We start from the raw sequence: 25,548 nt of genomic DNA on the forward strand, positions 1-25,548 counted from the left end.
GGTCAGAGACCCTTGTTGTCCTGGACGAGCTTGACGGTGAGGTCGTTGAGCTTGAACAGCACGTTCTGGGTGTCGTTGAGGTTCTTCGCCGCGGCGGAGTCGAAGGGGAAGCTGACCTGGATCTTCGCGGTCAGGGTCTTCCCACCGTCGGCCTCGGTGATCTTCTGCGTCGCACCCAGCGCGGTGGCGTCCAGGGAGTACGTCGCCGCGACCGGCAGACTGGTCGTCGTCGGCGCCGCAGCACCGGTCTTCGGGGTGGCGGTGAAACCGACCGTCGCCGGCACGGTCGGGGTGGCCGAGAGGTTGTCACCCTTGGCACCGACCACGAACGTGCACGACTTGGTGATCACGTCACCGGGAACGATCGAGGTCACCGCAGCACCGACCTTGGGACCGTTGGTGTGCTTCCAGGTCGGGTCGCACGCCTCGGTGTTCGGAGCCACGACCAGCGGGTCGATGGTCAGGTTGCCCGAGTTCACGCTGCCGCCGTTGACGACGGCGTCGTCGCTCCAGTAGGCCAGCGAGCCGACGCCGCCCATCAGGAGAACGGCAGCAGCAGAGGCGCCCAGGGCGCCCTTCGTGGTCTTGTTCATGACGATCCTTCGATGTGGGGTGGAACCGCCCGAACCAGATCCAGACGGTGACGACTTGCTGATGACCCCTATTCAGCCCCACCCAGGTCAAGCACCCCACAAGCCAGCCCACGCACTACCTCAAGGTCACCTCAAGGGTCTCCAGACGGCCGTGGCCGGCCTCCTCGACCACCGTCGGCGACGCTGGTCGAGCCGGGCGAGCGCCAGCGAGGTGCGCAGGTTCACGGTGGTTTCGAGACGGTTGCCAGCGCAACCTCCTCAACCACCGTCAGCGACGCTGGTCGAGCCGGGCGAGCGCCAGCGAGCCCGGGTCGAGACCCGGCGAGGCAAGGCACCTGCGGGGGTCTCGACTCGCAGAGACTTCGTCCCCGCGGCTCGACCACCGTCCGTGACGAGACCCGGCGAGGCGGACGTCTCCGCGACCACCGTCGGTGACCGCCCGTCGTACGACGACACACGCTGGTCGAGCCGGGCGAGCGCCAGCGAGCCCGAGTCGAGACCCGGCGACGCAAGGCACCCTGCGGGGGTCTCGACTCGCAGAGACTTCGTCCCCGCGGCTCGACCACCGTCGGTGACCACCGTCCGAGACGAGTCGGCGAGGTGCGCAGGTTCACGGTGGTTTCGAGACGGTTGCCAGCGCACCCTCCTCAACCACCGTCAGCGACGCTGGTCGAGCCGGGCGAGCGCCAGCGAGCCCGAGTCGAGACCCGGCGAGGCAAGGCACCCTGCGGGGGTCTCGACTCGCAGAGACTTCGTCCCCGCGGCTCGACCACCGTCGGAGACCGCCCGTCGTACGACGACGCACGCTGGTCGAGCCGGGCGAGCGCCAGCGAGCCCGAGTCGAGACCCGTTGAGGCAAGGCACCCTGCGGGGGTCTCGACTCGCAGAGACTTCGTCCCCGCGGCTCGACCACCGTCGGTGACCACCGTCCGTGACGAGCCCGGTGAGGCGGACGTCTCCGCGACCACCGTCGGTGACCGCCCGTCGTACGACGACGCACGCCGGTCGAGCCGGGCGAGCGCCAGCGAGCCCGAGTCGAGACCCGGCGAGGCAAGGCACCTGCGGGGGTCTCGACTCGCAGAGACTTCGTCCCCGCGGCTCGACCACCGTCGGTGACCGCCCGTCGTACGGCGACGCACGCTGGTCGAGCTGGGCGAGCGCCAGCGAGCCCGAGTCGAGACCCGGCGAGGCAAGGCACCCTGCGGCGGTATCGACTCGCAGAGACTTCGTCCCCGCGGCTCGACCACCGTCGGTGACCACCGTCCGTGACGAGACCCGGCGAGGTGCGCGTCCCCGGTGGCGCCGAGATGCCGACGGCCCACCGTGCCGGGCCCGGCACCGAGGACATCGGTGACGGACGGGCGCGGTGGGCCGGGGACCAGCTCGGATCGACATGGGGACCGGCATCACCCGGTCCAGGGGGTCAGAGACCCTTGTTGTCCTGGACGAGCTTGACGGTGAGGTCGTTGAGCTTGAACAGCACGTTCTGGGTGTCGTTGAGGTTCTTCGCCGCGGCGGAGTCGAAGGGGAAGCTGACCTGGATCTTCGCGGTCAGGGTCTTCCCACCGTCGGCCTCGGTGATCTTCTGCGTCGCACCCAGCGCGGTGGCGTCCAGGGAGTACGTCGCCGCGACCGGCAGACTGGTCGTCGTCGGCGCCGCAGCACCGGTCTTCGGGGTGGCGGTGAAACCGACCGTCGCCGGCACGGTCGGGGTGGCCGAGAGGTTGTCACCCTTGGCACCGACCACGAACGTGCACGACTTGGTGATCACGTCACCGGGAACGATCGAGGTCACCGCAGCACCGACCTTGGGACCGTTGGTGTGCTTCCAGGTCGGGTCGCACGCCTCGGTGTTCGGAGCCACGACCAGCGGGTCGATGGTCAGGTTGCCCGAGTTCACGCTGCCGCCGTTGACGACGGCGTCGTCGCTCCAGTAGGCCAGCGAGCCGACGCCGCCCATCAGGAGAACGGCAGCAGCAGAGGCGCCCAGGGCGCCCTTCGTGGTCTTGTTCATGACGATCCTTCGATGTGGGGTGGAACCGCCCGAACCAGATCCAGACGGTGACGACTTGCTGATGACCCCTATTCAGCCCCACCCAGGTCAAGCACCCCACAAGCCAGCCCACGCACTACCTCAAGGTCACCGCAAGGGACCGGACCCAGCTCAACGGACGGCGCGGCCCAGGGCCCGCAACCGCTGCAGACCGGCCTCGTCGGCACGCGCCACCGGGCCCTCCGGGGACAGCCAGAGGTACGCCGCCCCGCCGCCGCCGGTGGCCGGCCAGGCGGGCAGCCCGTCGACGTCGGGGCGCCCGGCACGGGCGAACGCCACCCAGTAGTCGGCGACGGCGTCGGAGAGCCGGCCGTCGGGCCCGCCCTCGACGGTGTCGAAGACGTAGGGGCCCTCGGCGCCGTGCCCGGCGTAGTCGGTGCCCCCGAGCACGTAGCGGTAGGTCGGGGCGCGGCGGCCGTGGGCAACGGCGCGCTCGACCGCGGGCAGGTCGAAGACCAGGTCGTCGAGGACGTCGGCGGCGTAGGCCCTCTCCCCGTACGCCGTCACGAGGGCGTCGTGCCGCGCACCGCCCAGGCGGTCGCGCAGCGCCTGGGGGTCGACCCCGAACGCCCGGTAGTCGTCGTCGGAGAACTCCTCGGCGGTGGTGCCCACGAGGTAGGGGACCGCGCGCTCGCTGCCCTCGGCGAACGCGCGTGCCGAGGCGACCGGCAGCACGCTGTCGACGATCGGGGCGTCGCCCGAGAGCGTGTTGAAGGTGGACGAGAGCAGCTCGCGGGCCGGCACCGCCCGCAGCGCGCTCGGTGACAGGCCGGGGAACGCCTCGGCGCCGCGCTCCCGCGCCCGGTCGAGCGTCAGCGATCGGACGTCGCTCGGTGCGGACTGGGCGATCGCCTTGTCGAACAGGCCGTCGGCGACCGGGGACGCCATCAGGGCGTTGACCGACATGCCTCCGGCCGACCCGCCGGCCAGCGTGACGTTGTCGGGGTCACCGCCGAACGCACCGACGTTGTCGCGCACCCACTGCAGGGCGGCGACCTGGTCGAGCAGGCCGAAGTTGGCGACGTCCTGCTCCAGCGAGGGGTGCGCGAAGAACCCGAGCCGGCCGAGGCGGTAGTTGACGGTGACTAGCACGATCCCGCGCTCCACGAGCGCCGAGCCGTCGGAGGCGGCACTCCCGCCGCTGCCGGCGAAGAAGCCGCCGCCGTGCAGCCAGACGACGACCGGCAGGTCGCGCACGTCGCCGTCGGGGCGCAGCACGTTGAGGAACAGGCAGTCCTCCCCCGCGCCCGCGCGCACCGAGAGCCCGGAGGCGCCGAACTCGTACGGGTCCGGCTGCACGCAGGAGGCACCGAGCCGGTCCGCCTCCCGGACGTCGTCCCAGGGCTGGGGCGGCTGCGGCGGGCGCCAGCGCAGCCGACCGGTCGGCGGGGCGGCGTACGGGACCCCCAGCCAGCCGCGGACCGACCCGTCGGTGACGCCGCGCACGTCACCGGACGTCGTGGTGACGACGTCGTCGAGCGGGGTGGCCTCGGCGCGGGGCGACGGCGTGGGGTCGGTGGGCCGCGGGTCGGGCTCCTCCCCCGCGCCGGCGAGCACCACGACGACGACCGCCGCGACGACGGCGGCGGTCGCGAGGACGGCCGCCAGGACCTGGCGGCTGCGACGCCGCGGGGCCGGCGGGGTCAGGACTACCAGCCGCGCTCGGCGAGCCGGTGGGGCTGCGGGATCTCCTCGACGTTGATGCCGACCATCGCCTCGCCCAGGCCGCGGGAGACCTTGGCGACCATGTCGGGGTCGTCGTGGAACGTCGTCGCCTTGACGATGGCCTCGGCGCGCTGGGCCGGGTTGCCGGACTTGAAGATGCCGGAGCCGACGAAGACCCCGTCGGCGCCGAGCTGCATCATCATCGCGGCGTCGGCCGGGGTGGCGATGCCGCCGGCGGTGAAGAGGACGACGGGCAGCTTGCCGGCGCGGGCGACCTCGGCCACCAGCGTGTAGGGGGCCTGCAGCTCCTTGGCGGCGACGTACAGCTCGTCGCCGCGGAGCGCCGCGAGGCGCCGGATCTCGCCGAGGATGGTGCGCATGTGGGTCACCGCGTTGGAGACGTCGCCGGTGCCGGCCTCGCCCTTGGAGCGGATCATCGCCGCGCCCTCGGTGATGCGACGCAGGGCCTCACCGAGGTTGGTGGCGCCGCACACGAACGGCACGGTGAACGCCCACTTGTCGATGTGGTGGGCGTAGTCGGCGGGGGTGAGCACCTCGGACTCGTCGACGTAGTCGACACCGAGGCTCTGCAGCACCTGCGCCTCGGCGAAGTGGCCGATCCGGGCCTTGGCCATCACCGGGATCGAGACGGCCTCGATGATGCCGTCGACCATGTCGGGGTCGCTCATCCGGGAGACGCCGCCCTGGGCGCGGATGTCGGCCGGGACCCGCTCGAGCGCCATCACGGCGACGGCGCCGGCGTCCTCGGCGATCTTGGCCTGCTCGGGGGTGACCACGTCCATGATGACGCCGCCCTTGAGCATCTCGGCCATGCCGCGCTTGACGCGCGTCGTGCCGGTGTCTGCGGTGTCCTCGGAGTGCTCGACCATCCCTGGATGGTAGGCCGTCAGTCGACCTGGACCGATTCGGGGGCGGCGTCGAGCGCGACCGCCTGACGGTGCACCTTGCGGACCCGGACCACGACCGTGATCGTGCTGGCCACGGCCAGCAACCAGAGCGCGACGTGGATCAGCACGGGCAGGTCGAGGATGCCGGCGAGGCCGGTGAGCACCAGGATCAGGACGAGCCGGTCGGCCCGCTCGGCCACGCCGCCCCGGGCGTCCATGCCGAGCGACTCGGCGCGGGCGCGGGCGTAGGAGGTCACCGACCCCATCACCAGGCAGTAGAGCGAGACGCAGAGGTAGAGGTAGCTGTCGCCCTCCTCGGCGTCGGCGAAGTAGAGGGCGAGGCCCACGAAGACCGCGCCGTCACCGAACCGGTCGAGCGTGGAGTCCCAGAAGGCACCGAACTTCGAGGTCCGGCCGAGCTCGCGCGCCATCTTGCCGTCGATGAGGTCGCTGAAGACGAAGGCGGTGATGAACAGGACGCCGACCAGCAGGTGCCCGGTCGGGAAGAACACCAGCGCCCCGGCACACACGCCGACCGTGCCCACCAGGGTGACGGTGTCGGGGCTGATGCCCAGGCGCAGGAACAGCTTGACGAAGGGCATCAGCATGACGCCCTGCCAGAAGTCCTTGAACCGGTCCAGGACGCTCGTCGTCAGCACGCGCAGCAGAGTAGGGCAGTCACCGGACCGGCCGCTCTCCGGGGACGCCAGGCGTAGGGTCGGGCCACGGGGTCGCCCAGACCCTCCACCAGAGGAACCCACATGAGCGACAAGTCGCCTCGCCAGGGAATGTCGAAGAAGTCCGGGAAGTCCCTCAAGGAGAAGCGGGCCGACAAGCGCGACAAGTCGGCCTCGGACTCGTCCTCGTCGATGGACAAGCTGAGCGACAAGCGGCGCTGACGTCGTACGCCGGCCGCGGGTCGGGCTACGGCGCAGTGCTGCCGGCGACCGGCGGGCGCAGGCCGGTCTGGTCGGCGATCGACTGCGGGTCGTCAAGCACCGGCGCGAACGCCATCTCGGCGGCGCCGACCAGCGGGGAGTCACCGCCCAGGCGCGACGCGGTGATGGTCACGCCCTCGCGCGGTGCCAGCAGGGCCGTGCGCGCCACCGCGGTGTTGACGGTGTCGGCGGCGACCTCCCACACCTGGGCCAGCGCCCCACCGAGCACGATGACGTCGGGGTTGAAGACGTTGATGACGGCGCGCAGCCCGGCCCCGATCCAGTGGGCGACCTCCTCCAGCGCCTCGGTCGCGCGCTCCTCACCGGCCTGCGCCGCGGCGATGACCTCCGCGACGGCGCTCGGCCCGCCACCGGGCAGCCGGCCGGCCAGCTGCAGCAGCTGGTTCTCGCCGACCTTCATCTCCCAGCACCCGATGGCGCCGCACCGGCACTCCGGACCGGAGCTGTCGACCTGCAGGTGACCGACCTCCCCGGCGTACCCGGCGGACCCGCCGAGCGGCATCCCGTCGACCAGGAAGCCGCCACCGACACCGACCGAGCCGGCGAGGTAGGCGGCGTGGGAGTAGCCGACCGCGGCCCCGCGCACGTGCTCGGCGAGCACGCCGAGGTTGGCGTCGTTGCCCGAGGTGATCGGGCGACCCAGGCGCTCGGCCAGGCGCCGGGTGAACGGCGCGCGTGACCAGCCCAGGTTGGGGGCGAACTGCACCATGCCGTCGCGGTTGCGGATCGCACCGGGGACGGCGACGCCGACCCCGACGCAGCGCGCGTCGGGGAGCGCGGCCAGCAGCTCCTCGACCATCTGCGCGACGGACTCGACGACGTGACCGACGTCGTGCTCGCCGCGGTGGTGCAGGCGGGTACGCCGCTCGAGCACGCGGCCGCCGAGCCCGACGGCGGCCGCCGAGAGGCGGTCGACCCCCAGGTCGACCGCCACCACGACGTTGTCGGCGCGCGGCACGACCAGGTGGGACGGACGCCCCGACCGGCCGGCCACCGCTGCGGACTCCTCGGTGACCAGACCCAGCGCCTGGAGCTCACCGGTGAGACCGCCGATGGTGCTGCGGTTGAGGCCGAGCTGCTTGGTCAGCTCTGCCCGGGTCGTGGGGCCCCGGGTGTGGACCGTCTGCAGGATCGTGCGCAGGTTGGCCCGGCGCAGCTCGTCCGGGCCCACCCCGGTGGGGCGGGCCACGGGCTAGGCCCGTCCGCTGGCGGCGCTGCGGCGGCGGCTCAGGGCGTCGACGCTGGCGGCGAGCAGGAGGACCAGGCCGGTGACGATGTTGAACGTGCTGGTGGGCTGGTCGAGGAGCAGCAGGCCGTTCTGGATGACGGCGATGAGGAGGCCGCCGATGATGGCGTCGGAGACCCGGCCCTTGCCGCCGAACAGGCTGGTGCCGCCGATGACCGCCGCGCCGACGGCGAGCAGCAGGGTCTCGCTGCCACCGGTCTCGCTGGAGACGCTGTTGTTGCGGCTGGCGATCATCAGGCCGGCGAACATCGCGATGCCCGAGGACAGCATGAAGCAGGTGATCTTGATCCGCGCGACGTCGATGCCGGCCCGGCGCGCCGCCTCGGCGTTGCCGCCGACGGCGTAGACGTGCCGGCCCCAGCGGGTGCGGTTGAGCAGCACGGTGAGCAGGACCAGCAGGCCGAGGATGAGCACCACCACCATCGGCACGCCCTTGAGCGAGCGGAAGGCCGGGTTGACCGCACGCTCCTGCGAGAGCCAGAGGACGGCGGCCACGACGAGGACCGTCAGGCCGACGGTCTTGAGGGCCCACAGCTCCAACGGCTCGGCGGCCAGGCCGAGGCGCCGCCGGCGCAGGTTGCCGAGCAGTCGCAGCCCGGAGTAGAGGGCCAGGCCGCCGATGGCGAGCACCCAGCCCAGCCACACCGGGAGCGTGTCGTTGTTGATGTCGATGAGGAAGCCGTCGGGCAGCGGGATCGTCTTGCCCTCGCCGACCACGCGCAGGAGCACGCCCTGGATGCCGAGGAAGAAGGCGAGCGAGACCACGAACGACGGGATGCCGATCTTGGCCACGATCCAGCCGATGATGAACCCGATCAGGACCCCGGTGGCCAGGCCCACGAGCAGGGCGACCGGCACGGACCAGCCCTGGCGGGTCGCGGCCCAGGCGAGGTTGGCGGCGCACAGGCCGGCGGTGAAGCCGGCGGCGAGGTCGATCTCGCCGAGCAGCAGGACGAACACCAGGCCCATCGCGAGGATGACGGGGCCTGCGGACTGGTTGATGAGGTTGGCGAAGTTGCCGGAGGTCACGAAGCTGTCGGGCCGCATCGCCGAGAACAGCACGACGAGGGTCACCAGGCCGAGGATGGCCGGCAGCGAGCCGATGTCGCCGCCGCGGATCTTGAGCAGGTAGTCCTGGAGCAGCTGGCCGGGGGTGGCGCGCTTGCGGTCGGCGGATCCGGAGCCCTGGGGCTCGACGGGCCCGGGGGTCGCGGGCGTGTCGACGGCGGTCATCGGGCGTCCTCCTCGTAGCGACCGGCGGTGATGAGCTGGACGACCTGGCCGTGCTTGACCTCGCGGGTCGGCACCTGGGCCACCATCTTCCCGAGGTAGAGCACGGCGATGTCGTCGGCGACCTCGAAGACGTCGTTGAGGTTGTGGGAGATGAGCACGACGCCGAGGCCCTGGTCGGCGAGCCGGCGCACGAGCTTGAGGACCTGCTCGGTCTGGGCGACACCCAGCGCCGCGGTCGGCTCGTCGAGGATGACCACGCGGGAGTTCCACAGCACGGCGCGGGCGATGGCCACGGTCTGGCGCTGACCGCCCGAGAGCGAGGCGACCTTGGTGCGCACCGAGGCGAGCGTGCGCACCGACAGCGTGTCGAGGGTCTCGCGGGCGCGGCGCTCCATGGTGGTGTCGTCGATGACGATGCCCTTGGTGAGCTCGCGGCCGAGGAACATGTTGTCGACGACGTCGAGGTTGTCGCACAGCGCGAGGTCCTGGTAGACGACCTCGATGCCGAGGGCGCTGGAGTCACGGGGGCTGTGGACCTGCACCTCGTTCCCGTCGTAGGTGTAGGAGCCCTCGTCGAAGCCGTGGATGCCGGCGATGCCCTTGATCAGGGTGCTCTTGCCAGCGCCGTTGTCGCCGACGAGCGCCGTGACCTGGCCGGGGCGGACGTCGAAGTCGACGCCCTTGAGCACGTGCACCGCGCCGAAGCTCTTGTGCACGCCCCGCAGGGACAGCAACGGCGGCGGCGCCTTGCTCGACGGTTCCTTCTCGAGAGCGGGCGCAGTCATGGGTGGTCCTCCACGGACGGGGATCGGCCCCGGACGGGGCGGGACGGGACGGGACGAGTGGGTGTGGGGTCAGGGGTGGGCTCGGGCGAGCCGCAGGCCGACCGGGGCCGCCACGGTGGGGGCGACCCCGGTCGGTGTGTGGTGCGGGTGACGCCGCGGACGCGACGTCGACCGGGTGGGGCGACGGTCAGCCGCCGACCCCGGCCTCCTCGCACAGCGGGGCGACGTCGCCGGTGCAGACCTCGGCCGGGTCGGCGCTGCCGTCGTCGAAGACCTGCTGCATGTTCTCCACCGTCACGGTGACGGGCTCGGCCAGGATCGAGGGCACGTCCTCACCGGTCTCGGTGTCGGGGACGGTGCCGGTGACGAGCGCGTCGGCCTCCTCGGTCGACCCGGTGATCAGCGCGATCGCCGCCTTGGCGGCGGTCTCGGCCTCGAGGGAGGTGTTCTTGTAGACCGTCATGCACTGGTCGCCCTTGAGGATGTTCTGCAGACCCTCGACCGAGGCGTCCTGGCCGGTGACCGGGATCTGGCCGTTGAGGCTCTGGGCCCGCAGTCGGGCGATGATGCCGCCGGCCATGGTGTCGTTGGCCGAGACGACGCCGTCGATCTTGCCGCCCTCGGCGGTGAGCAGCTGCTCGAACGCCGTACCGGCCTTGGTGGCGTCCCAGAAGCCGCTCTGGTCACCGACGAGGGTGTAGTCGCCGCCGTCGATCTTCTCGGCCAGCGCCTCCTCGTAGCCCTGCTTGAACAGCGCGGCGTTGTTGTCGTTGGGGTCGCCGTTGATGTAGGCGATGTTGGCCTGCGTCTTGCCGGCCTCGTCGAGGCAGGTGACGAGGCCCTCGCCCATGAGCGCGCCCACGCGGACGTTGTCGAAGGACACGTAGTAGGACGCGCCGCCGCCGAGGGTGAGGCGGTCGTAGTCGATGCTCGGGATGCCGGCGTCGGCGGCCTTGCTCAGGCACGCGGAGCCGGAGTCGGAGTCGAGGTTGACGATCATCAGCACGTTGACCTGGTCGTTGATCATGCTGTCGCAGATCCGGCCGAACTGGTCGACGTCGCCCTGGGCGTTCTCGATCGTGTGCTTGACGCCGGCCTCGTCGAACGCGGCCTCCAGGCTGGGACGGTCCTGCTCCTCCCAGCGCGGGGACGTCGTGGCGTCGGGCAGGATGACGCCGACGGTGCCGGAGACCTCGCCGCCGCCACCGCCACTGCCGCCGTTGCCGCCGTCGCCGCCGTCGCTGTCGTCGCCGCAGGCGGCCAGCGACAGCGCCAGCACCCCCACCGCAGCCAGGGACGCGATGCGTGCCCCGTGGTTCCTGGCCTTGCGGCCCGTCGTCTGGCGCATGCGCCCCTCCATCGCTCGGTCCTGCCATCGGCAGGATCTGTGACCGCAGTCACTCGGTATGTTGCGATGCACAACATATGGCGCCGACGGGGTGCGCGTCCAGGGTTTCGGGGAGGTATTTGTTGCTGGGTCGAACCAACCCGTCCCCGAGCGTCGGCAGCGGACGCTCAGCCCGACGACCAGGCGTCCGCGAGCAGCGCCCGGGTGTCGGTGAGCAGCTCGGGCAGGGTCTTGGTGCGCCCGATGATCGGCATGAAGTTCTGGTCGCCGGGCCAGCGCGGGACGACGTGCTGGTGCAGGTGGCCGGCGATGCCCGCGCCGGCGACGTGGCCCTGGTTCATCCCGACGTTGAAGCCGCCCGCCCCCGAGACGGCGCGGACCGTGCGCATCGCCGCCCGGGTCAGGTCGGCGATCTCGGCCGACTCGGCGTCGGTCACCTCGGTGTAGTCGGCGACGTGCCGGTAGGGGCAGACCATCAGGTGACCGGGCGAGTAGGGGTAGAGGTTGAGCACCGCGAACGCCAGCTCGCCGCGGCGTACGACGAGACCGGCGACGTCGTCGAGGCCGGGGATGCGGCAGAACGGGCACTGGGGCGCCGTGTCGTCCTCGGGCTTGTTCTCGCCCCGGATGTAGGCCATCCGGTGCGGCGTCCAGAGCCGGTCGAGGTCGTCGCTCTCCCCCGCACCGTCCTGCTGGAACGGGTCGGCCGAACCGGTCACGACGCGGGACCCTCGGCCGGGGCCGGCAGCAGGTCGACGAGCGGGACGTCGGGGTCGAGGTCGAGCCCGAGGCGACGCGCGTGGCCGTCGAGCAGGTTCCACACCGACTGCGACAGCAGGTCGATCAGCACGGCGGCATCGGGTCGGCGCGGCTCGCGCGAGACCCAGCGGCGGACGGCGCCGAGGACGGCGCCGACCAGGCCGTGGCTGAGCGGGTCGACCAGCGCCTGCTCGTCCTCGTCGAGCTCGGCCCCGAGCAGGGCGATGGCGAGCTGCACGATGTCGGTGACCGCGCCGGCGATGCGGTCGGTGCCCTGCTCGACCGGGCCGGAGGTCTCCTGGGAGACGAAGGCGTGGGCGGCGGGGTGCGCGACGACCCACTCGACGTAGGCCGAGATGATCCGCCGGATGATCTGGTTGACGGTGCCGTCGAGGCTGACCTCGGGGATCAGTCCGTCGGAGAGGTCGTCGAAGATGTGCGCCCGGATCGCCCGGTCGAGGTCGGCGCGGTCCTCGAAGTGCCGGTAGACGACCGTGCGGTTGAGCCCGGCCTGCTGGGCGATCTGCTGGACGTGGAACTCCTCGCCGGGCGCGCCGGCGCTGATCACCGCGAGCGCGGCGTCGAGGATCTGCGCGCGACGAGCCTCGTTGTGCTTGTCCCAGCGGGCCTGCCGCCCGTCCTGCTGCGCCATGCCACCTCGCTCGCGCCTGATCGCTAGTCCCGACCGGCCCCCCGCACGAGCCGCCTCATCGAAGCGTAACGGCGCCGCGGCGCGACCGCTCCGGCACGGGCGACGCGGACCATCTCCTCGACGTCGACGATCTTGGCGCGCGGGCGCGATCCCGCCTGCCCGCGGCGGCGCTCCTCGGCGTCGATCGCGCGCCAGCCGGCGAGGTCGACGACCTCGGGACGGCGGCCGGCGACGACCGCGGCGATCGACCCGGGCGTGCCGACCGGGGCCGGCAGGCCGGCGTCGAGGTCGTCGAGGACCTTCCCGACCGTCTCCGCGGCGCACGACTTGTTGGTCCCGATGAATCCGGTGGGGCCGCGCTTGCACCACCCGGCGACGTACAGACCGGGACGCACGCGCCCGCCGCCGTGGGGCACGGTGCCGGTGGCGGCGTCGTACGGCAGGTCGGCGACCGGGAGGCCGTGGTAGCCGATCGCCCGCAGCACGAGCCCGGCGTGGATCGTCTCGGTGGCGCCGTCGCGCTCGACCTCGACGCCGGTGACGCCGGTGACGTCGTCGCCGAGGATCCTCACCGGCCGGCTGCGGAACCGCAGCACGACGGTGCGCAGGCCGGCGCGGCGCGGACGCGCGGCAAGCTCGGCGAGCACCTCGAGCCTGCGGGTGCCCGTGGGGAGCGGGTGCCCCCCGGTGTCGACGACGACGTCGAGCTCGCCACGCTCGACCAGACCGGCGAGCCCGACCAGCTCGGGCAGGGTGAACGCCGCCTCGGCCGGGCCGCGGCGGCCGAGGACGACGACCTCGCGGACCGCGCTGCGGCGCAGGGCGGCCATCGGCAGCGCGGCGATGTCGGTGCGCTCGAGGGCGGCGGGGTCGAGGGCGAGGATCCGGGCGACGTCGAGGGCGACGTTGCCGTTGCCGACGACCACGGCACGCTCGTGGTCGAGCGGCACCGTGAGGTGGGTGCGGTCGGGGTGGCCGTTGTACCAGGCCACGACCTCGGTGGCCGAGAGCGAACCCGGGAGCCGCTCCCCCTCGATGCCCAGGCTGCGGTCGGCGCTGGCGCCGACGGCGTAGACCACGGCGTCGTACTGCGCCTCGAGGTCGGCGAGGGTGACGTCGCGGCCGACGTCGACGCCCAGGAAGTAGCGGAAGCCGGGCTGCTCCTCGATCGCGCGAAACAGCTTCTCGACCCGCTTGGTGTGCTGGTGGTCGGGCGCGACGCCCGCGCGCACCAGGCCGTACGGCGTGGGCAGCCGGTCGTAGACGTCGACCGTGATCTCGGGGTGCTGGAGCAGCTCGTCGGCGGTGTAGAGCCCGGCGGGACCGGCGCCGACGACGGCCACGCGGTAGCGGCCCGGACGCCGGAGGCGGCGCTGCTTGGTGACCACCGACAGCGGCGTGCGGTCGGGGTGCGGGAAGCAGTCGTAGTAGTCGGCGTTGACGGCGACGAACGGTCGCTCCTCCGGCGTCAGCACCGACTCCGGCTTGATCGCGTCGACCGGGCACGCCGTCGCGCAGGCGCCGCAGCCGACGCAGGACGCGGGGTCGACGTAGAGCATCTCCGCGGTGGCGAACCCCGGCTCGCCGGGGGCGGGGTGGATGCAGTTGACCGGGCAGGCGACGACGCACGAGGCGTCGGCGCAGCACGACTGCGTGACGACGTACGCCATCTCGGCGAGCCGGTCAGGCGGCCGCGGACGCGGGCTGGCTGCGGAACCGCGAGCTGCGGCCGTCGATCCCGAGGCGGCGCCACACCCGGCGCGAGACGGGGTTCATGATCCCGGTCTCCTCCGCCAGCATCCGGACGTCGCCGAAGAGGTCGCGCAGGAACTTCTGCGCGTCGTCGCTCTCCCAGTAGAGCTCCTCGACGACCCAGGCCGGGATGCCCATGTCCTGCTGGGCCTTCTTGCTCGGCACCAGGATCTCGTTGCACAGCCACTTCATGATGACCGGCACGATGATCGACAGCGCGGCCCGCTCGCGGCGCTTGAGCCGGGGGGCGTGGTGCACGAGGTACTGGTGGGCGAAGCCGATGTGGCGCGCCTCCTCGGCGACGTGGATCTGCATGATCCGCTGCAGCAGCGGGTGCATGTCGTCGCCGGCCCGGAGGATCGACTTCTGCACGTGGTCGATCGGCTCCTCGCCGGCCAGGACGCCGTAGAAGAACGCGAACGGGACCACCTTGGCGGCCAGCGGGAGGAGCGGGCCGATGGTGCGGAAGAAGCGCGAGCCGCCGGGCACGTCCTGCCCCGAGCGGTTGACGAACTCCTGGAACATCTGGGTGTGGTGGCACTCCTCGGTCGCCTCGTGGGTGGAGTAGCGGAACTCCGGCGAGCCGTTGGGCAGCTTGAAGGCGTAGTTCATCAGCCCGGCGATCAGGATCTGCTCGAACTGCAGACCCACCTTGGTCACGTTGGCCTGGCGGTAGAGGCCGATCCGGACCTGCTCGCCGCGCGGCAGGCCGCGGTACCACGCGTGGCGCCCGAGGACGTCGGCCTCCGGCAGCACCCAGCGCTCGTCGGTGGGGTCGATCGCGAAGTCGGGGTGGTCCCAGTCGATGTCGAGGAACGCGTCGAAGTGCTGCTCGACCGACGCCTCGCTGAGGGTGCGCAACCGCTCCTCGTAGGTCTGGAGGGGGTGCTCGTGGTGAGGGGTCTCGTGGTGAGCGGCCGGCTGGAGCGTGCTGGTCATCGCGGGTCACCTCTGCGTCGTCGGGAGCGGACTCCGTCGACGTTAGTGCGACGTGGTGTCACGTGTAAAGGGTATGTGTGACGTTACGTCTCAGTAACTTCGGTGCGGGTTCCACGGTGCACCGGGGAAACCAGCACTTCTCGGGCGATGTTTTGCCCCGAACCGACAGGATCCCCGGCGCACCGGGGAATCCGACGCCGGCGGCCCTACAGCACCTGCTCGCCGTACATCTCCCCCAGCGGGTCGGCGATCAGCTCGATCCGGGCGCCGTCGGGGTCGCGGAAGTAGACCGACACCCCGCTGTGCACGACGTGCTCGACGCCGGCGGCGGCGAGCTTGGCCACGAGCCGGTCCCAGTGCGTCGGGTCGACCGAGATCGCGACGTGGTGCAGGCCGCCGAGGACCTCGGCGTACGGCCCGACGACGAGACCGGGGAAGTCGAAGAACGCCAGCAGGTTGCCGTGGCCGAGGTCGAAGAAGAAGTGCGAGGAGCCGGGGTAGTCGCGGTTTTCGATGAGCTCGGTGAGGGGGAGCTCCAGCAGGTCCTGGTAGAAGCGGACCGTCCGCTCGACGTCGCTGCTGATCAGCGCGGTGTGGTGCAGCCCCCGGGCCGACGACGCCGGCCGCTCTCCCGGCGGGCGCAGGTGGGTCGCGCGGATCCGGGCGCGCTCGGCCTCGACGGCGGTCAGGTCGGTGTCGGTCATGGCGTGCTCCTTCAGGACGCGATCCCGGCGTGCATCTCCCACACCAGGACCTCGGCGGACTCGGTGGCGGTCACGCGCTGACCACCGGTGGCGGTGAGGCGGACAGCGTCGCCCGTGGCGAGGGGGCCGGCCCCCTCGAGGGCGACGGAGCCACGGGGGACGAACAGGTGGAGGTACGGCGCCTCGGGCAGCTCGACGCTCTGCCCGGGCTCGAGCCGGGCGGCGTGCAGGGCGGCGTACCGGTTGCGGATGCGGATGGCCGAGGCTCCGTCGTGCTGGGGCATGCCGGAGGCGACGGGGACCAGCGAGCCGCTCATCAGCTCGGCGTCGATCTCGAGCTGCTCGTAGCCGGGGTCGACGCCGGACTCGTCGGGCACGACCCACATCTGCACGAAGTGCACCGGCTCCTCGTGGGTGTCGCCCTGCAGGCGCCAGGAGTCGTTCTTCTCCGAGTGCAGGATGCCGCGGCCGGCGCTCATCCGCTGGGCCAGGCCCGGGTAGATCAGGCCGTTGTGGCCGGTGGAGTCCTGGTGCACGAGCGACCCGCGCAGCACCCAGGTGACGATCTCCATGTCGCGGTGCGGGTGGGTGTCGAAGCCGGTGCCGGCGTCGACGACGTCGTCGTTGTTGACCAGCAGCAGGCCGTGATGCGTGTTGGCCGGGTCGCGGTGGTGGCCGAACGAGAACGAGTGCTTGCTGTCGAGCCAGCCGAACTTGCTGGCGGGGCGCTCCTCGGCACGACGGACGTCGATGGTGGGCTCGAGCTTCATGGTGGTCATGATTGCCCTAACTTAGGTGACGTGTCAACTATTCCGGTATCATGAGCGCATGACCGCTGAGGACCCGTGGCTCGACGACGCGCAGCAGCAGGCGTGGCGCCGGTGGATCGCGCTGCAGACCGCGCTCCCGGCCGCGCTCAACCGGCAGCTCCAGCACGACTCCGGGCTCTCCCTGGCCGACTACGACGTCCTGGTCGCGCTCACCGACGCCGACGACGGCCGCCGTCGGGTCGGCGACCTGGCCGCCGGCATCGGCTGGGAGCGCAGCCGGCTGTCCCACCAGGTGCGCCGGATGGAGACGCGCGGCCTGATCACCCGCGAGGAGTGCGAGGACGACGGCCGCGGGGCGTGGGCAGTGTTGTCGCCGTCCGGGCGCGAGACGATCGACCAGGCCGCCCCCGACCACGCCCGCCTGGTCCGCCGCCTGGTCTTCGACGACCTCGCCCCCGACGAGCTGGCGGTGCTCGACCGGGTGCTGGCCCGCGTCAGCGATCGGCTCGGTCAGCCCGGCCGGGGATAGTTCGAGACGTCATCAACATTTTTCCCGGTCGCGAGGTTGATCAGGTCACGAACTATCCCCCGTCGCACCGACCGAGCCCGCCCGGGATAGCTCGACCTCTGGTCGACCTCGAACCGTGCCGGGAGGTCGACCAGAGGTCGAACTACCCCGGCTAGTCGGCCAACCGCTCCGGGAACCCACCCGTCGCGACGGGACCCCACCGGGTGGGCGTGATCCGCAGCAGCGACTTGCCCTGGTCGCGCATGGCCTGGCGGTACTCGTCCCAGTCGGGGTGCTCGCCGGCGATGCAGCGGTAGTAGTCGACGAGCGGCTCGACCGAGTCGGGCGGGTCGATGACCTCGCAGGTGCCGTCGACCTGCACCCATGCGTCGTCCCACTCGTCGCTGAGCACCAGCACCGAGACCTCCGGGTCGCGGCGGGCGTTGGCAGCCTTGGCACGCTCGGGGTAGGTCGAGATGACGATGCGCCCGTCGGCGTCGACTCCCCCGGTCACCGGGCTGACCTGGGGGCTGCCGTCGCGGCGGCGGGTGACGAGCACGAGGTGGTGCCGGGTGCGGGCGAACTCCAGGAGCTCGTCGCGACCGACCCGGTCGGTGGTGGCGATGCGTCGGGGCATGGGTCCACCTCACCACGTGGCGCCAACCGGCCGGGCGCCTAGCATCGGCGGATGCCGACGCTGCGACCCGCGACGCCCATCGACATGCCCGCCGTGGCCGACCTCTGGTACGCCGGCTGGCACGACGCCCACCCAGGTCACGTGCCCGACGGGCTGACGGCGTCCCGCACGCTCGAGGAGTTCCACGCCCGGGCGCCCGGCCGCGTGCCGGACACGACGGTGGTCGAGGTCGACGGCGAGGTGGCCGGCTTCGTCATGGTCGTCGGCGACGAGGTCGAGCAGGTGTACGTCGCCGCGACCCACCGCGGTACGGGCCTGGCCGGCACGCTGCTCGACGAGGCCGCGCGCCAGGTCGCGGCCGCCGGTCACGCCGAGGCGTGGCTGGCCGTGGTGGAGGGCAACGCCCGTGCCCGCCGCTTCTACGAGCGTCGCGGCTGGCGTGACGCCGGTCCGCTGCCCTACGAGGTCGTCTCGGGCGGCGAGACCCACGTCTCGCCGTGCCGGCGCTACGTCGTGACCACTCAGTCGATGGCGGTGCGCCAGGAGTAGCGGATCCGGTCGCGGTCCTCGTCGGCGCCGCGGCTGCTGAACGTCGCCCGGGCCCCGGCGTTCTTCTCCCCCGTGCCGGTCACCACCCAGACACCGACGCACAGCGTGTCGCGGGCCAGCGACTCGAGCGCGTCGAGCATGGCGTGCCCGAGGCCCCGGTGGCGGTGGTCGTCGTCGACGCGCATGTCGTAGATGAACATCTCGGTGCCGCGGTCGGGGTAGGTCAGCTCGATCACCGTGATCATGCCGACGGGACGACCCTCGTCGAAGGCGAGGACCAGGTGGTGCCCGCCATCGCCGAGGAACCGGCGTACGGCGCCGGGGTCGAGCTCGTGCTCGAACAGGTGCGCCGCGGCGTGCACGTCGTCGGGCGTGATCGCGGTCCGGATCTCGACCTCGCCGCCCTTGACGGTCACGGTCGAGGCGGTCGCCTGGTCCAGGGTCTTCTCAGCGTCGGTCATACCTGCTCCCTCGCGTTCACGGCGGTGGCGACGCGGGCGATGGCCTCGTCGATGGGGACGCCGTTGTCCTGGCGCCCGTCGCGGTAGCGGAAGGACACCGCGCCCGCCTCGATGTCGTCGTTGCCGGCGATCATCATGAACGGCACCTTCTGCAGCTGCGCGTTGCGGATCTTCTTCTGCATCCGGTCGTCGGAGTCGTCGACCTCGACGCGCAGGCCCTGGGTCTTCATGCGGCGCGCGACGTCGTGCAGGTAGTCGGCGGCGAAGTCGGCCACCGGGATCGCCTGCACCTGCACCGGGGCGAGCCACGGCGGGAACGCGCCGGCGTAGTGCTCGACGAGCACGCCGAGGAACCGCTCGATCGACCCGAACTTGGCCGAGTGGATCATCACCGGCTGCTTCCGGGTGCCGTCGGAGGCCTGGTAGGTCAGGTCGAAGCCCTCGGGCTGGTTGAAGTCGTACTGGATCGTCGACATCTGCCAGGTGCGGCCGATCGCGTCGCGGGCCTGCACCGAGACCTTGGGGCCGTAGAACGCCGCGCCGCCGGGGTCGGGCACGAGGTCGAGACCGGAGTCCTCGCACGCGGCGCGGAGCACCTCGGTGGCGGAGTCCCACTGCTCCTGCGAGCCGACGAACTTGTCGGGCTTGGAGTCGTCGCGGGTGGAGAGCTCGAGGTAGAAGTCGTCGAGCCCGAAGTCGCGCAATAGTCCGAGCACGAAGTCGAGCAGGTGCTTGATCTCCTCGGGCGCCTGCTCGGGGGTGACGTAGGAGTGCGAGTCGTCCTGGGCGAACCCGCGCACCCGGGTGAGGCCGTGGATGACGCCGGACTTCTCGTAGCGGTAGACGTGCCCGAACTCGAAGAGCCGCAGCGGCAGCTCGCGGTAGGACCGACCGCGGGAGCGGTAGATCAGGTTGTGCATCGGGCAGTTCATGGCCTTGAGGTAGTAGTTGGCGCCCTCGAGCTCCATGGGCGGGAACATGCCATCGGCGTAGTAGGGCAGGTGCCCCGAGAGGTGGAAGGTCTGCTCCTTGGAGATGTGGGGGGTGCCGACGTAGTCGAAGCCCTCCTCGATGTGCCGCTGGCGGACGTAGTCCTCCATCTCGCGCTTGATCACGCCGCCCTTGGGGTGGAACACCGGCAGGCCGGACCCGATCTCGTCGGGGAAGCTGAACAGGTCGAGGTCGCGACCGAGCTTGCGGTGGTCGCGCTTCTCGGCCTCGGCGATCCGCTCGAGGTGGGCCTCGAGCGCCTCCTTGGACTCCCAGGCGGTGCCGTAGATCCGCTGCAGCTGCTTGTTCTTCTCGTCACCGCGCCAGTACGCCGCCGCCGACCGCATCAGCTTGAACGCCGGGATCCGCTTGGTGGTCGGCAGGTGCGGGCCGCGGCACAGGTCGGACCACACGGTCTCCTTGGAGCGCGGGTTGACGTTGTCGTAGATCGTCAGCTCGCCGGCCCCGACCTCGACGCTCGCACCCTCGGCGGCGTCGTCGCTGTTGCCCGAGCCCTTCAGCCCGATCAGCTCGACCTTGTAGGGCTCGTCCTTCAGCTCGTCGAGCGCGTCGGCGTCGGTGGTGACCCGGCGCTCGAAGCGCTGGCCCTCCTTGATGATCTTGCGCATCCGGGTCTCGATCTTCTCGAGGTCCTCCGGCACGAACGGGGTCGGCACGTCGAAGTCGTAGTAGAAGCCGTCGGTGATCGGCGGCCCGATGCCCAGCCTGGCCTCGGGGAACAGGTCCTGGACGGCCTGGGCCATCACGTGCGCGGTGGAGTGGCGCAGGATGTCGTGCCCGTCGGCGCTGTCGATGGTCACCGACTCGACCTCGTCGCCGTCGCGCAGCTCGTGGGCGAGGTCCTTCAGCTCGCCGCCCACGCGCGCGGCGATGACGTCCGGCTGCTCGGCGTACAGCTCCCAGGCCTTGGTGCCCGTCGTCGTCCCCCGCTCCTCACGCTCACCGGCGTGGATGCGGACGACCTTGATCTCGGACACGACTGGTCCTTTCGTGGAAGCGACGGGTGGAACCGTCAGCGTATCGACGCCCCTCCCCGCACTGCGCCCCGGTTTGCCCACGGCGGCTGAGGTGCGAGCGCAGCGAGCCTCGAAGCCCCGTCCCCCAGGATGGACGCCGTGCTCGTCACCCGCATCGTCTCCGGCGGCCAGACCGGCGTCGACCGCGCCGCCCTCGACGCCGCGATCGCCCGCGGCGTCCCGTACGCCGGGTGGTGCCCGGCCGGTGGCTGGGCCGAGGACCACCCCGACCCGCCGGGGCTGCTGGCGGCGTACCCCGACCTGCGCGCGACGGCCTCGGCCGACCCCGCCGTGCGCACCAGGCTCAACGTTCGTGCCGGCGACGCCGTCCTGGTGGTCCGGCGCGGCGGCGTCCGCTCCCCCGGCACCGACCTGACCGTGGCCGTGGCCCGCGCGGTCGGCCGGCCCGTCCTCGTGACCGACGGCGCAGACCCGGCAGCGGTGCGGGCGTGGCTCGCGGGCGTGCCCGTGGCCGAGGGTGCCCTCGACGTCGCGGGCCCCCGGGCCGGCGAGGACCCGGGGGCGTACGACGCGGCGCGGGGCCTGGTCGGGCGGCTGCTCGGCTGACTCAGGCGAGGAACGTGGCGAGGCGTCGTACGTCGGCCGTGTCGCTCAGCACCCGTCCAGCATCAGGTCGGGGCGCTTGCCCTTGCTCACGCCGATCAGGGTGACCTTGTCGAGGGCACTCAGGGGACCGTCGTCGACGTACGCGTTGCCGAAGAGGAACCCGATCCACCGACGGTCGGCGCCGGTGCCGGTCTTGACGAAGCGCGCCCACTGGCCGTAGCCGGCCTCGACGGGCTGGCTCAGCCTCTGCCGGTAGTCGCTCCGCACCTGCTCGTTGGAGCTGCCGACCCCGAGGTCGTGCTGCGTGCGGGGGCGCTTCTTGACGACGTCGATCTCGGCGATCTTGTTGCCGACGGTCAGCACGACGTACTGGTAGCGGAACGGCGCCTTGGGCTGCAGCCGGATCGGGCCGCACTCCCCGGCGGGGACGTTCTCGTTGAGCTCACCGGTGGCCATCGCCTGGGCGACCGTCATCCCGGCCCGGGCCTTCCCGACCTGTCCGAAGGAGATCTTGCGCGGGTTGTAGAAGCCCCGAGCCGCCGCCGGGGCGGTGCCGCGGGTGACCTTGTCGATGCGCATCTTCTTGGGGTAGACGCCGATGTTCGACTGGCACTCGGACGCGGCCGGAACCACCTCGAAGGCGCAGCCGAAGACCCCGTTCTCGTAGCCGACCGGCGAGCCCTTGACCTTCAGCGCCCAGTCCTCCCGCGTCAGGCCGGACAGCAGGAACGAGCCGCGGCGGCCGGTCGTGGTCGTGATGTCGGGGACGTCGCCGTCGAGGGCCTTCAGCGTCAGCCTGACGCCGGGGACACCGACCTTGGTCTCGGAGTCGACGAAGACCCCGCGGACGAACGCGGGCACGCCGAACACCTTGCCGATGTGGGCGCCGCCGAAGTACTTGTCGGCGTCCTTCAGGGCGGCCTGCCACACGCGCCGCTGGCTCCCGCCGGCGAGCCCGCGCTGGAACGTGCCCTGCAGGAGCTCGACGAAGTACTTCGTCCCGGCCTTGCCGCCGACGACGGCGAACTGGCCCTGGGCGTTGGTCTTGGCGGTCCCGACGACCGCACCCGGGCCGCCGCCACGGGCCACGGCCCGCAGCCGCACCGTCAGGCCCGCGACGGAGCCGCCGCTGTTGGTGCCCACGCTGCCGGTCACTGCGGGCGGGCGCGCGTCGGCGCGGCCGGCGTACGTCGGCACGAGGGTGATCAGGACGAGGAGTGCGGCCACCAGGACGGACAGGCGTCGGGTGGGCGCGGGCAGGGCGCGGGTCATGCGCGGAACGTACGAGTCGGCGTTTCCGGTTCTCTTCGAGAATCCTTCGGGTGGCGTCCCTGCCCGGCCGCGGTCAGGCCGTGACCTGCTCCGCCTCGCGCATCCGGACGGCGTCGACGCTGGGCGCGACGCCGAACTCGCGGCGGTACTCGCGGCTGAACTGCGACGCGCTGCCGTAGCCGACCGAGTGCCCCACGGCCGCGATGTCGGCGGGTCCGTGGAACAGCCGCAGCCGGGCCTCCTGCAGCCGGATCCGCTTCTGGTACTGGATCGGGCTCATCGCGGTCACGGTCCGGAACTGCTTGTGGAAGGAGGAGACCGCCATGCCGCTGAGCCGGGCCAGCTCGTCGACCTGCACCGGCTCGAACGCGTGGGTGCGCAGGTGCCGGATGGCGCGGCCGACGTGGGTCAGGCTGCTGTCGCGCAGCCCGATCTGGCGGACCGCCGGCCCGGCCGGCCCGGTGAGCACCCGCCAGAGGATCTCGCGCTCGATCAGCGGGGCCAGGACGGCGGCGTCGTCGGGGCGGTCGGCCAGGGCGAGGAGCCGCGCGACGGCGTCGACCATCTCCGCGGACGCCTGGTTGACCGAGAGGCCCGGCTCGGGAGGTGCCTGGACCTCGCGGAGCCCGGACGCCGCCCCGACGAGCAGCTCGGCGATCGACGACGTACGGAGCTCCAGCGCGAACCCGAGGTACGGCTCGGCGCGGGACGCGACGGTGTAGTGGCCGGTGATCGGCAGGTCGACGGCCACGGTCATGAAGGTGCCGGGCACCTGGTCGTGGACCTGGTCGCCCAGGGCGATCCGCTTCGCGCCCTGGAACGAGAACGCGAGGACCGGCTCCGCCATCGACGGCGTGGGCTCGGTCGGGTCGGTGACCTTGGCGATGCGTACGCCGGGCAGCCCGAGGTCGTCGCGGTGCGCGTGCGCCGCGATGAGGGTGCGGACCCGGTCGATGCTCACCGACGCTCCCCTTCTCCAAGCCGGCGGGGACGCCGATCGTAGCCGCCGCACGCGGCTCGAACCGTTCCTAGAGCCGTTCGCCACCGGAGACCTCGATGACCTGACCGGTCACCCAGCGAGCGGCGTCGGAGAGCAGGAACGCGATGACGGCCGCGGCGTCCTCGGGCTCGCCGATCCGGCCGAGCGCCACGCCGCGCGCGACCTCCGCGACGAGCTCGGGCATCTTGGCGAAGGCGTCGTCGCCGATCCGGGTGCGGGTCGTGCCCGGCGCGATCGCGTTGACCCGGATGCCGCGGTCGGCCAGCTCCTTGGCCCAGTACGGCGTGAGCGTGTGCATCGCGCCCTTCATCGCCGCGTAGGCCGAGTAGCCGGCGGTCACCCGGTTGGCCAGGGCCGCGGAGCTCCCGGTGTTCACGATCGCGCCGCCGTCGGCCAGGACCGGGAGCAGCTTCTGGGTCAGGAAGTACGGGCCCTTGACCAGGATCCGGTGGAACCGGTCGAACGCCTCCTCGGTCGTCTCCGCGAACGGTGCGCCGCCGCCGGCGCCCGCGTTGTTGACCAGGTAGTCGAGCTGGGCGACGCCCCAGGTGTCCGCCAGCGCGGCGCCGACGTCGGCGACGAACCCGTCCAGGCTGGCGACGTCGTCCAGGTCGAGCGGCAGCGCGACCGCGCTCCCGCCGTCGGCCTCGATCGCGGCGACGAGCTCCGCGCCCTCGGCGCGGTGCGAGCGGTAGGTGACGATGACGCCGATCCCCTGGCGGGCGATCTCGCGGGCGGCCGCCTGGCCGATGCCGGCGCTGGCCCCGGTGATGAGTGCGATCTTCATGCGGTGCTGACCTCGTGCTCTCGGTTGTCGTGGTTGTCCGGGTTGTGTTGGGTGTCGGTGGTGGTGGCGGGGCTGGCGTCCCCGGCGTGGCTCAGGACCCGCGCCAGCCAGTCGCTGCGGGCCCGACGGGCGGTCACGGAGACCTCGGCCCCGGGGAACAGCGCGTCGAACCCGTGGCAACCGCCGGCCCACACGTGCAGCTCCGCCTGTCCCCCGGCCTCCCAGATCCGCGTCGCGTAGGCGACGTCCTCGTCGCGGAAGACCTCGGCCGAGCCGACGTCGACGTACGTCGTCGGGAGGCCGGAGAGGTCGGTCGCCAGCGCCGGGGAGACGTACGCCGACACCTCGCCGACGCCGTCGAGGACCGAGGCCCAGCCGAACGCGTTGGCCTCGCGCGACCAGACGGCACCGGCGTCGTCGTACTGGTGGCTCGAGACTGTGGCATCGCGGTGGTCGAGCATCGGGCAGACCAGGACCTGGGCCGCGACGGCCGGCCCCCGGCGGTCGCGGGCGAGCAGCACGGTCCCGGCCGCGAGCCCGCCCCCGGCGCTGACGCCCGCGACGACGATCCGCTCGGGGTCGACGCCGAGCTCGGCGGCGTGCTCGGCGGTCCAGGCGAGTCCGGCGTAGCAGTCCTCGACGAGGGTCGTGCCGCTCGCCTCGGGCGCCAGGCGGTAGTCGACGCTGACGACGACGGCGCCGAACCGGGCGAGCCAGTCGAGCGGGACGTCGATCTGGGAGTACCGGTCGCCCAGCACCATGCCGCCACCGTGGATCCAGTAGATGCACGGGGCAGCCGCGGTGCCGGTGCCGCCGGCTGGCGCAAGGACGGTCATCGCGATCTCGGCACCGTCGGCGCCGGGGACCGTCACCTCCCGCCGGTCCACGGCGTGGCCGGCTAGCGCGGTCTCGGGCGGGACGGTGGCGTACGGGCGGATCAGCGCGAGGGTGTCGGGCCCGAGTGGGGGTCCCTCCGGCACGGTCGCGAGGAGAGCCTGGAGCTCGGGGTCGACCCCGGGCCGGGCGCTCACGCGACGACCTTGCCGTCGACGGGCGTGAGGTCGGCGTACGTCGGCTCCTCGGCGAGGAGGTCGGCGAGCTGGGCGACGACCGCCTGCGCCGCGGGCTCGGCGAAGACCCGGTGGTGGTCCTCCGCCGAGGTCCACCCCTCGGTGATGTGGGCGACGTCCGGGTCCGACGCGGAGCGGCTGACGAGGTAGACGAGGCAGTGCTCGGTGGCGCCGGGGTTGCCCTCGCGCCGGCCGCTGAGGAGGAGCTCGACGAGCCGGTCCCCCAGCCCTGGCTTGGCGGTCATGGTGGCCTGGAATCCGTAGGTTGCGTTCATGGCTCCATCAAGCCAACGAAGCCTCGGCG

27 protein-coding genes are annotated in these 25,548 nt (G+C 72.1%); 4 read left to right on the top strand and 23 right to left on the bottom strand.

Translation table 11 applies throughout. The features are described from left to right. Positions 1-2 precede the first annotated feature (2 nt). From AC4MBH_RS19525 to pgsA, 5 genes are all read right to left on the bottom strand, one after another. Positions 3-593: an alternate-type signal peptide domain-containing protein gene (locus tag AC4MBH_RS19525; RefSeq protein WP_491797067.1), complete on the bottom strand. Its 591-nt coding sequence runs from the start codon at positions 591-593 to the stop codon at positions 3-5. Positions 594-2,016: 1,423 nt separating this feature from the next. Continuing rightward, on the bottom strand, positions 2,017-2,607 hold the full coding sequence (locus AC4MBH_RS19530) for an alternate-type signal peptide domain-containing protein (protein WP_491797067.1): 591 nt from the start codon (positions 2,605-2,607) through the stop codon (positions 2,017-2,019). A gap of 150 nt (positions 2,608-2,757) precedes the next feature. Continuing rightward, positions 2,758-4,206, bottom strand: a complete 1,449-nt coding sequence (locus tag AC4MBH_RS19535; protein ID WP_491797068.1) for a carboxylesterase/lipase family protein — start codon at positions 4,204-4,206, stop codon at positions 2,758-2,760. 89 nt (positions 4,207-4,295) lie between these two features. Beyond that, positions 4,296-5,201, bottom strand: coding sequence for a pyridoxal 5'-phosphate synthase lyase subunit PdxS (gene pdxS / locus AC4MBH_RS19540; RefSeq protein WP_491797069.1), 906 nt, complete (start codon positions 5,199-5,201; stop codon positions 4,296-4,298). Positions 5,202-5,218: 17 nt separating this feature from the next. After that, entirely contained in the window at positions 5,219-5,878 is a 660-nt protein-coding gene (gene pgsA / locus AC4MBH_RS19545) for a phosphatidylinositol phosphate synthase (protein ID WP_491797070.1), read from the bottom strand. A gap of 102 nt (positions 5,879-5,980) precedes the next feature. Between pgsA and AC4MBH_RS19550 the strand changes: the two genes are divergently transcribed. Then, on the top strand, positions 5,981-6,118 hold the full coding sequence (locus tag AC4MBH_RS19550; RefSeq protein ID WP_491797071.1) for a hypothetical protein: 138 nt from the start codon (positions 5,981-5,983) through the stop codon (positions 6,116-6,118). 25 nt (positions 6,119-6,143) lie between these two features. On the opposite strand, the gene AC4MBH_RS19555 is transcribed toward AC4MBH_RS19550, so the two are convergent. The 10 genes from AC4MBH_RS19555 to AC4MBH_RS19600 form a co-directional block, all read right to left on the bottom strand. Continuing rightward, entirely contained in the window at positions 6,144-7,367 is a 1,224-nt protein-coding gene (locus AC4MBH_RS19555) for an ROK family protein (protein ID WP_491797072.1), read from the bottom strand. A gap of 3 nt (positions 7,368-7,370) precedes the next feature. Then, positions 7,371-8,657: a sugar ABC transporter permease gene (locus AC4MBH_RS19560; RefSeq protein ID WP_491797073.1), complete on the bottom strand. Its 1,287-nt coding sequence runs from the start codon at positions 8,655-8,657 to the stop codon at positions 7,371-7,373. Beyond that, positions 8,654-9,442 (bottom strand): ATP-binding cassette domain-containing protein, encoded by a 789-nt coding sequence (locus AC4MBH_RS19565; protein ID WP_491797074.1) that lies wholly within the window; start codon positions 9,440-9,442, stop codon positions 8,654-8,656. The genes AC4MBH_RS19560 and AC4MBH_RS19565 overlap by 4 nt, the downstream gene beginning before the upstream one ends. A gap of 187 nt (positions 9,443-9,629) precedes the next feature. After that, positions 9,630-10,790 (bottom strand): sugar ABC transporter substrate-binding protein, encoded by a 1,161-nt coding sequence (locus AC4MBH_RS19570; RefSeq protein ID WP_491797075.1) that lies wholly within the window; start codon positions 10,788-10,790, stop codon positions 9,630-9,632. A gap of 167 nt (positions 10,791-10,957) precedes the next feature. After that, entirely contained in the window at positions 10,958-11,509 is a 552-nt protein-coding gene (locus AC4MBH_RS19575) for an HIT family protein (RefSeq protein WP_491797076.1), read from the bottom strand. Then, on the bottom strand, positions 11,506-12,201 hold the full coding sequence (locus AC4MBH_RS19580) for a TetR/AcrR family transcriptional regulator (protein ID WP_491797077.1): 696 nt from the start codon (positions 12,199-12,201) through the stop codon (positions 11,506-11,508). The genes AC4MBH_RS19575 and AC4MBH_RS19580 overlap by 4 nt, the downstream gene beginning before the upstream one ends. 23 nt (positions 12,202-12,224) lie before the next feature. Further along, positions 12,225-13,871 carry an FAD-dependent oxidoreductase gene (locus tag AC4MBH_RS19585; protein ID WP_491797078.1) on the bottom strand — a complete coding sequence of 549 codons (1,647 nt, stop codon included), beginning with the start codon at positions 13,869-13,871 and terminating at the stop codon, positions 12,225-12,227. A gap of 13 nt (positions 13,872-13,884) precedes the next feature. Beyond that, positions 13,885-14,892: an AurF N-oxygenase family protein gene (locus AC4MBH_RS19590; RefSeq protein ID WP_491797079.1), complete on the bottom strand. Its 1,008-nt coding sequence runs from the start codon at positions 14,890-14,892 to the stop codon at positions 13,885-13,887. 206 nt (positions 14,893-15,098) lie between these two features. Next, the gene (locus tag AC4MBH_RS19595) at positions 15,099-15,596 is read right to left on the bottom strand and encodes a VOC family protein (RefSeq protein WP_491797080.1); all 498 of its coding nucleotides are present in this window, start codon (positions 15,594-15,596) and stop codon (positions 15,099-15,101) included. An 11-nt stretch (positions 15,597-15,607) separates the two neighbouring features. Continuing rightward, the gene (locus AC4MBH_RS19600; RefSeq protein ID WP_491797081.1) at positions 15,608-16,366 is read right to left on the bottom strand and encodes a pirin family protein; all 759 of its coding nucleotides are present in this window, start codon (positions 16,364-16,366) and stop codon (positions 15,608-15,610) included. A 58-nt stretch (positions 16,367-16,424) separates the two neighbouring features. Here AC4MBH_RS19600 and AC4MBH_RS19605 point away from each other — a divergent pair, with 58 nt between their 5' ends. Next, a complete protein-coding gene (locus AC4MBH_RS19605; RefSeq protein ID WP_491797082.1) occupies positions 16,425-16,895 on the top strand; it encodes a MarR family winged helix-turn-helix transcriptional regulator in 471 nt (156 codons plus the stop codon). A 151-nt stretch (positions 16,896-17,046) separates the two neighbouring features. On the opposite strand, the gene AC4MBH_RS19610 is transcribed toward AC4MBH_RS19605, so the two are convergent. Continuing rightward, positions 17,047-17,511 (bottom strand): PPOX class F420-dependent oxidoreductase, encoded by a 465-nt coding sequence (locus tag AC4MBH_RS19610; RefSeq protein WP_491797083.1) that lies wholly within the window; start codon positions 17,509-17,511, stop codon positions 17,047-17,049. A gap of 51 nt (positions 17,512-17,562) precedes the next feature. Between AC4MBH_RS19610 and AC4MBH_RS19615 the strand changes: the two genes are divergently transcribed. Next, positions 17,563-18,060: a GNAT family N-acetyltransferase gene (locus AC4MBH_RS19615; RefSeq protein ID WP_491797084.1), complete on the top strand. Its 498-nt coding sequence runs from the start codon at positions 17,563-17,565 to the stop codon at positions 18,058-18,060. Here AC4MBH_RS19615 and AC4MBH_RS19620 read toward each other — a convergent pair. Both AC4MBH_RS19620 and thrS read right to left on the bottom strand, forming a co-directional pair. Then, a complete protein-coding gene (locus AC4MBH_RS19620) occupies positions 18,033-18,521 on the bottom strand; it encodes a GNAT family N-acetyltransferase (RefSeq protein WP_491797085.1) in 489 nt (162 codons plus the stop codon). The two genes, AC4MBH_RS19615 and AC4MBH_RS19620, sit on opposite strands and share 28 nt — an antisense overlap. After that, positions 18,518-20,509, bottom strand: coding sequence for a threonine--tRNA ligase (gene thrS, locus AC4MBH_RS19625; protein WP_491797086.1), 1,992 nt, complete (start codon positions 20,507-20,509; stop codon positions 18,518-18,520). The genes AC4MBH_RS19620 and thrS overlap by 4 nt, the downstream gene beginning before the upstream one ends. Positions 20,510-20,647: 138 nt before the next feature. On the opposite strand from thrS, the gene AC4MBH_RS19630 reads away from it, so the two are divergent. Further along, a complete protein-coding gene (locus tag AC4MBH_RS19630; protein ID WP_491797087.1) occupies positions 20,648-21,115 on the top strand; it encodes a YpsA SLOG family protein in 468 nt (155 codons plus the stop codon). 45 nt (positions 21,116-21,160) lie between these two features. On the opposite strand, the gene AC4MBH_RS19635 is transcribed toward AC4MBH_RS19630, so the two are convergent. From AC4MBH_RS19635 to AC4MBH_RS19655, 5 genes are all read right to left on the bottom strand, one after another. Further along, a complete protein-coding gene (locus AC4MBH_RS19635) occupies positions 21,161-22,387 on the bottom strand; it encodes a hypothetical protein (protein ID WP_491797088.1) in 1,227 nt (408 codons plus the stop codon). A 73-nt stretch (positions 22,388-22,460) separates the two neighbouring features. Then, positions 22,461-23,348: an AraC family transcriptional regulator gene (locus tag AC4MBH_RS19640; protein ID WP_491797089.1), complete on the bottom strand. Its 888-nt coding sequence runs from the start codon at positions 23,346-23,348 to the stop codon at positions 22,461-22,463. A 67-nt stretch (positions 23,349-23,415) separates the two neighbouring features. Next, positions 23,416-24,174: an SDR family NAD(P)-dependent oxidoreductase gene (locus tag AC4MBH_RS19645; protein WP_491797090.1), complete on the bottom strand. Its 759-nt coding sequence runs from the start codon at positions 24,172-24,174 to the stop codon at positions 23,416-23,418. Continuing rightward, the gene (locus tag AC4MBH_RS19650; RefSeq protein WP_491797091.1) at positions 24,171-25,205 is read right to left on the bottom strand and encodes an alpha/beta hydrolase; all 1,035 of its coding nucleotides are present in this window, start codon (positions 25,203-25,205) and stop codon (positions 24,171-24,173) included. The genes AC4MBH_RS19645 and AC4MBH_RS19650 overlap by 4 nt, the downstream gene beginning before the upstream one ends. Next, on the bottom strand, positions 25,202-25,519 hold the full coding sequence (locus tag AC4MBH_RS19655) for a putative quinol monooxygenase (RefSeq protein ID WP_491797092.1): 318 nt from the start codon (positions 25,517-25,519) through the stop codon (positions 25,202-25,204). Before AC4MBH_RS19655 ends, AC4MBH_RS19650 begins: the two co-directional genes overlap by 4 nt. Positions 25,520-25,548 lie beyond the last annotated feature (29 nt).

Source organism: Nocardioides sp. WJ219 (assembly GCF_058559815.1).

What these genes read in the sequence shown, in the direction of transcription:
- AC4MBH_RS19610 (WP_491797083.1), bottom strand. Translation starts at nt 17,511, where the DNA reads ATGCCCCGACGCATCGCCACCACCGACCGGGTCGGTCGCGACGAGCTC.
- AC4MBH_RS19595 (WP_491797080.1), bottom strand. Translation starts at nt 15,596, where the DNA reads ATGACCGACACCGACCTGACCGCCGTCGAGGCCGAGCGCGCCCGGATC.
- AC4MBH_RS19605 (WP_491797082.1), top strand. Translation starts at nt 16,425, where the DNA reads ATGACCGCTGAGGACCCGTGGCTCGACGACGCGCAGCAGCAGGCGTGG.
- AC4MBH_RS19525 (WP_491797067.1), bottom strand. Translation starts at nt 593, where the DNA reads ATGAACAAGACCACGAAGGGCGCCCTGGGCGCCTCTGCTGCTGCCGTT.
- AC4MBH_RS19655 (WP_491797092.1), bottom strand. Translation starts at nt 25,519, where the DNA reads ATGAACGCAACCTACGGATTCCAGGCCACCATGACCGCCAAGCCAGGG.
- AC4MBH_RS19550 (WP_491797071.1), top strand. Translation starts at nt 5,981, where the DNA reads ATGAGCGACAAGTCGCCTCGCCAGGGAATGTCGAAGAAGTCCGGGAAG.
- AC4MBH_RS19635 (WP_491797088.1), bottom strand. Translation starts at nt 22,387, where the DNA reads ATGACCCGCGCCCTGCCCGCGCCCACCCGACGCCTGTCCGTCCTGGTG.
- AC4MBH_RS19580 (WP_491797077.1), bottom strand. Translation starts at nt 12,201, where the DNA reads ATGGCGCAGCAGGACGGGCGGCAGGCCCGCTGGGACAAGCACAACGAG.
- AC4MBH_RS19645 (WP_491797090.1), bottom strand. Translation starts at nt 24,174, where the DNA reads ATGAAGATCGCACTCATCACCGGGGCCAGCGCCGGCATCGGCCAGGCG.
- AC4MBH_RS19620 (WP_491797085.1), bottom strand. Translation starts at nt 18,521, where the DNA reads ATGACCGACGCTGAGAAGACCCTGGACCAGGCGACCGCCTCGACCGTG.
- AC4MBH_RS19600 (WP_491797081.1), bottom strand. Translation starts at nt 16,366, where the DNA reads ATGAAGCTCGAGCCCACCATCGACGTCCGTCGTGCCGAGGAGCGCCCC.
- pdxS (WP_491797069.1), bottom strand. Translation starts at nt 5,201, where the DNA reads ATGGTCGAGCACTCCGAGGACACCGCAGACACCGGCACGACGCGCGTC.
- AC4MBH_RS19565 (WP_491797074.1), bottom strand. Translation starts at nt 9,442, where the DNA reads ATGACTGCGCCCGCTCTCGAGAAGGAACCGTCGAGCAAGGCGCCGCCG.
- AC4MBH_RS19570 (WP_491797075.1), bottom strand. Translation starts at nt 10,790, where the DNA reads ATGCGCCAGACGACGGGCCGCAAGGCCAGGAACCACGGGGCACGCATC.
- AC4MBH_RS19560 (WP_491797073.1), bottom strand. Translation starts at nt 8,657, where the DNA reads ATGACCGCCGTCGACACGCCCGCGACCCCCGGGCCCGTCGAGCCCCAG.
- AC4MBH_RS19590 (WP_491797079.1), bottom strand. Translation starts at nt 14,892, where the DNA reads ATGACCAGCACGCTCCAGCCGGCCGCTCACCACGAGACCCCTCACCAC.
- AC4MBH_RS19585 (WP_491797078.1), bottom strand. Translation starts at nt 13,871, where the DNA reads ATGGCGTACGTCGTCACGCAGTCGTGCTGCGCCGACGCCTCGTGCGTC.
- AC4MBH_RS19530 (WP_491797067.1), bottom strand. Translation starts at nt 2,607, where the DNA reads ATGAACAAGACCACGAAGGGCGCCCTGGGCGCCTCTGCTGCTGCCGTT.
- AC4MBH_RS19615 (WP_491797084.1), top strand. Translation starts at nt 17,563, where the DNA reads ATGCCGACGCTGCGACCCGCGACGCCCATCGACATGCCCGCCGTGGCC.